Raw genomic sequence first — 4,549 nt, forward strand, 5'->3', positions numbered from 1 at the left:
ATCTGCTACTTCTCGCTGGTGAACAGGAGCGACTGGCCCGATTTCCTGTGCAGCCACGTGGCGGAAGGCGGCCGCGCCGTGACGCGGGAGCGCAGCAGGGACGGTTGGGACATCGTCATCCACGAGGATGGGGAGTCGATGTTCCTGATGGACGTCGACGAAATTCCCGCGACCTTCGAGGGGGCCGCTGAATTCAATGTTGCCAACAGCTTGGCGGCCGTTGCGATGGCACATTGCCACGACATACCTGCGGCAACTATCCGCGCTGCATTGGCCGAGTTCACCACCTCGTTCGAGCATTCTCCCGGTCGCCTCAACGTCTTCGACGGGCATGGTTTCCGCACGATCGTTGACTACGCGCACAATCCCGACGGGTTGAAGGCGCTGGGAAAGCTCGTTTCCCATATGAAGCGCGGGTATCAGCGCACGATCGGCCTTGTCGCAATACCGGGCGACCGCCGCGATTGCGACATACGCGAGATGGGCGCGGTGGCTTCGCGAATATTCGACGTCATCGTCTTCAAGGAGGATGAACATGAACTGCGCGGCCGAGCCCCCGGAACGATCGCCGGCTTGCTGCGGGAAGGCGCCTTGAACGCCGGCTGCGCTCCAGGGCGCATACAAGCCGTCTGTCCCGAAAAAGAGGCCGTCGACGTGTGTCTCCAGCTTGCTCGGGAGAAAGACCTTGTCGTGCTCACCGTCGACGACGTTGAGGCGGTCTGGAGCCACGTGACCGGGTTTGAGGGCGCGGCACCTTCTCGGCGAGGGCCCGATCAGACCCGTGTTCGCCATCTGAGGGCTGGCTGATGTGGTCGCTCATCCTGCACGGCGGCGCCAAGGAGATCGATCCAGAAGAGGAGGAGGCGCATCGCAACGGGTGCATCAAGGCGCTTGAGGCCGGTCGCGCCGTCCTGGCCGGCGGCGGAACTGCAGTCGACGCGGTAGAAGCCGCCGGTCGTGTCCTCGAGACGGACCCGACGTTCAATGCAGGATATGGCAGTGCCCTAAATTCGGACGGCGAGGTCGAAATGTGCGCAGGCGTCATGGAGGGCAGGGACTTCAATGTGGGCGCCGTCGCTGTGATCAAGGGCGTGCGCCATCCCATCAGTGTCGCCAAGGCCATGCTGCATGAGGAGCCAATCCTGCTGGCGTCGGACGGCGCCAGGCGTTTCGCGGCCGATAAACAACTGGAGCTTTGCGATCCGGCTGATTTGGTCACGCCGCAGCAACGCGATTTGGCCAGCAAGTCGGAGGCGAAGGATACAATCGGCGTCGTTGCCCTTGACCAGTATGGGGATCTCGCCGTGGGCACTTCGACCGGGGGACTGGACGGCAGCGCTCCGGGCCGTGTGGGCGATTCTCCGCAACCCGGTTGCGGCTACTACGCCGACAACCAGCTGGGCGCCGTGGCCTTTTCGGGAGACGGCGAGCATATCGCGCGAAAGGCTCTCGCCGCTCGCGTCATGCAGGAGCTTTCCGCGCGGCGCGCACTTTCCTCTGGACACGCAGCTATGGCGGGCATTGAGGAGGTGCTGGAGCCCTCCCTCATGGAGGTTGAGGCGATCGGCGGTGAAGCGGGAGCCATCGTGCTTACCCCAACCGGGAAGTCCGGGTGGGCGCACAACAGCCGGGAGTTCGCAGTCGCGTTCATGACCAGCGAGGACAACCATCCGCATGTCTTCGTGCGCAAGAGAGACGAGGGCAGATGACCGACAGGAAGAAAAGGCGCCCCTCCAATGGCAAAGCCGGAACGCTTGTCATTATCGGTGGCCACGAGGACCATGACGGCGATCGCGTCATATTGAAGGAGGTCGCAAGTCTGGTTCCGAACGGGCGCCTGGTCCTTGCGACCATCGCTTCGCATGAGCCGGATGGCTATCTCGAGAAGTATCAGAAGTCCTTCGGCGAGTTGGGCATCAAGGAAGTCGTCGAGCTCTACGTCAACGACCGTCTCGAGGCGGCGCATGAAAAAAAAATAAGCGCGCTCGCAAACGTGAGCGCTGTGTTCTTCTCCGGTGGTGACCAGCTCCGCATCACCAGCCAGATCGGCGACACCCCCATCGACGAGCGGGTGCACGAAATTTATGAAGCCGGAGGCATAATTGCCGGCACCTCCGCGGGCGCGTCGGTCATGAGCGATACCATGATGGTGAAGGGGCCGAACGCTGCGTCCTTTCGGATCGGCCATATTCGCATGGCGCCGGGGTTGGGCCTGCTGCCGAATGTCATCATCGACCAGCACTTTGCGGAGCGGGGCCGCATCGGGCGGCTCATCGGAGCGGTGTCGCAGAACCCACGGGTCCTGGGCATCGGAATCGATGAAGACACGGCGATCGTGGTGAATGGCGAGATGTTCAAGGTCATCGGCAGCGGCGCTGTCTATCTGGTCGATGCAGCCGGCGTCACGCATTCCAACATCGCGGAAGGTGAACCTGATGCCGCCCTTTCCATCCATGATCTGAGGGTTCACGTGCTGAGCTCCGGCGATGCCTTCGATCTCGCGATGCGACGCCCGGTCGGGGTTCCGTGAGGCTTCGATACCCTGATGGCAAAGATGCGGCGGGACAGGCTGACCGAAATTGGCGACGTCGATGCCGATGCACAACCGCGACGCGCTCAACGGTGGGCCACCGTGCAGACCCAGCGCAGGAGTCAGTATGTTTTCAAACCGGATAAAACTCGCCACACTGTTTGCGGCTGCCGCCCTGTCGCTGGCGGCATACAATAACGCACGCGCCAGGAAGGCCTTGGCTCCCCGTTCGAGGGGACGCACTCTGAGGATCGATGGGGTGGACCTGAGTATCATCGAGAAAGGCAGCGGGCCTCCTTTGCTCCTGTTGCATGGCAATGGCTCGGTTGCGGAGGATTTTGCGGTCAGCGGCGTGCTCGACCTGGCGAGTGCCAACCATCGGGTCCTCGCCTTCGACCGGCCAGGTTTCGGCGGAAGCTCGCGACCGGCTCGAAAGCGCTGGTCGGCGTGCGAGCAGGCCGATCTCTTCCACGAGGCCGCCGCCAAAATAGGCATTCACAAGTACCTCGTGCTCGGACATTCCTGGGGCGCGTGGATCGCGCTGGAGATGGCCCGCAGGCACGCTCCCTCGGTCGCCGGCCTGGTCCTCGTCTCTGGATATTACTATCCCTCACCGAGGCTGGATCTCGCTCTTGCAGCACTACCGGCCATACCGCTGATGGGCTCGGCATTTCTTCACACCTTGCTGCCGCTCGCAGTAAGGCTCGGCTGGCCGTCGGCCATGCGAAAGATATTCCGGCCCGGGCCGATCTCGAACGTTTTTTCAGTGAGCACAAAGGAGGTCGCCAGCCGCCCCTCTCAGTTGCGCTCAGTCTGTGTGGAGACAGCCCTGATGCTCAGCGCGGCGCTGTTTACGAAACCTAGCTATCGGGACATCGACGTGCCGACCGGAATCGTGGCTGGAGCAGGGGACAGGCTGTTCGACGCTCGGCGTGAAGCGGAACGCTTGCATGCCGAAATTTCAGGGTCACTGATGGAAATAATCCCGAATTCCGGGCACATGGCCCACCACAGTGACCCGCAGGCGGTGCTCGGAATGATCGACAAGGTCACCTGTATGCCTCGTCCACCAAAAGAAGGTGGCAGCAGCGACGCGCTCTCGCCAGCTGCGCGCTGACCCCCCAGGCTGAGAGCCTACAGAAGATTCCGATTGCGCCCGACACCAAGCGGCCGAACTGCCTCCTGAAGGCACGGGTCACGCCGGCGATGGATCCGCAGCAGAGATCGCCGAACGAAAGGACTGCGGGAAACGCGGTCGCTGATTTGCTCAGGCCTGCCGGTAGATGTGGCCTTCGTCGACGGTGGTCAAACGGCGCTATCTCGACTGCGGCCGGACGGCGACCTCGCCGAACCGCTCGGCAACACGATCGAGGCCCCGCGGCATGCGGGAGCGCCGTGCTCGGTGACGACAAGCTCGGGCTGCAATGCCGCAAGTTGCCACCGAAGTCGCCGACGATGCATTTCGAAGCCGTGCACGGGCGACGTGGATAGACGTGTCGTCGGCAATCAAAGTCCCGTCAGCCTCCCGCCACAGAGGTGCTCCGGCGATGGCCGGGAACCTGTGCAACCATAGCCACCCGGTATGTAGGAACGGAACGAGGCAGTCTGCGGCTGGCTCCATCGCCGGCCATTTGTTGGGCGCAACGATGTTGCAGACCGTGACGAGGGAGACGAAGTCCGGTGCTACAAGGCGAACCAGTCGATCGAAGGTCGCGAAATCATCAGCCAGAAGATGGCGAGCACTGCCGCGAAGGCAGGAAAGCCAAAGGCGAACCAGAGCCGAAACAAGGTGTCATAGCGCTGTGGTGGAGGTTGCTTCTCTGCCGCGGCCTGCATAGCGAGATTGCGCATCTCGATCTGCATCCACACGACTGGAAGCCAGAACAGGCCGGTGATGAGGTAGAGCAGGATCGAAAGCACAATCCACCCCTCGGTCAGCGGATAGCCGGAATGCCAGGCGAGGAATGCACCGGTGACAGGTTGGGCGACGACGGCGGTTGCAGTGAAGCAGAAAACGGC

The 4,549-nt window shown here is 62.5% G+C and carries 5 protein-coding genes; 4 read left to right on the plus strand and 1 reads right to left on the minus strand.

The window, feature by feature from the left end; genetic code table 11:
* From EN932_RS29960 to EN932_RS29975, 4 genes are all read left to right on the plus strand, one after another.
* Positions 1-807, plus strand: an 807-nt coding sequence (locus EN932_RS29960; RefSeq protein WP_281061562.1) for a cyanophycin synthetase, incomplete at its 5' end; no start/stop codon positions are given.
* On the plus strand, positions 807-1,709 hold the full coding sequence (locus tag EN932_RS29965; RefSeq protein WP_127413915.1) for an isoaspartyl peptidase/L-asparaginase family protein: 903 nt from the start codon (positions 807-809) through the stop codon (positions 1,707-1,709). The genes EN932_RS29960 and EN932_RS29965, both read left to right, overlap by 1 nt.
* The gene (locus EN932_RS29970; RefSeq protein WP_013525046.1) at positions 1,706-2,530 is read left to right on the plus strand and encodes a cyanophycinase; all 825 of its coding nucleotides are present in this window, start codon (positions 1,706-1,708) and stop codon (positions 2,528-2,530) included. Before EN932_RS29965 ends, EN932_RS29970 begins: the two co-directional genes overlap by 4 nt.
* 259 nt (positions 2,531-2,789) lie before the next feature.
* Positions 2,790-3,647 carry an alpha/beta hydrolase gene (locus tag EN932_RS29975; RefSeq protein WP_224673125.1) on the plus strand — a complete coding sequence of 286 codons (858 nt, stop codon included), beginning with the start codon at positions 2,790-2,792 and terminating at the stop codon, positions 3,645-3,647.
* 566 nt (positions 3,648-4,213) lie between these two features.
* Here EN932_RS29975 and EN932_RS29980 read toward each other — a convergent pair.
* Positions 4,214-4,549 (minus strand): DUF2269 domain-containing protein (locus tag EN932_RS29980; protein WP_164890685.1); only part of this gene is annotated, 336 nt, incomplete at its 5' end.

The organism is Mesorhizobium sp. M7A.F.Ca.US.002.01.1.1, from assembly GCF_004022955.1.
Classification (GTDB): domain Bacteria; phylum Pseudomonadota; class Alphaproteobacteria; order Rhizobiales; family Rhizobiaceae; genus Mesorhizobium; species Mesorhizobium ciceri.

Excerpts from the sequence above, each read along its gene's own strand:
- EN932_RS29965 (WP_127413915.1), top strand. The coding sequence starts at position 807 with ATGTGGTCGCTCATCCTGCACGGCGGCGCCAAGGAGATCGATCCAGAA.
- EN932_RS29970 (WP_013525046.1), top strand. The coding sequence starts at position 1,706 with ATGACCGACAGGAAGAAAAGGCGCCCCTCCAATGGCAAAGCCGGAACG.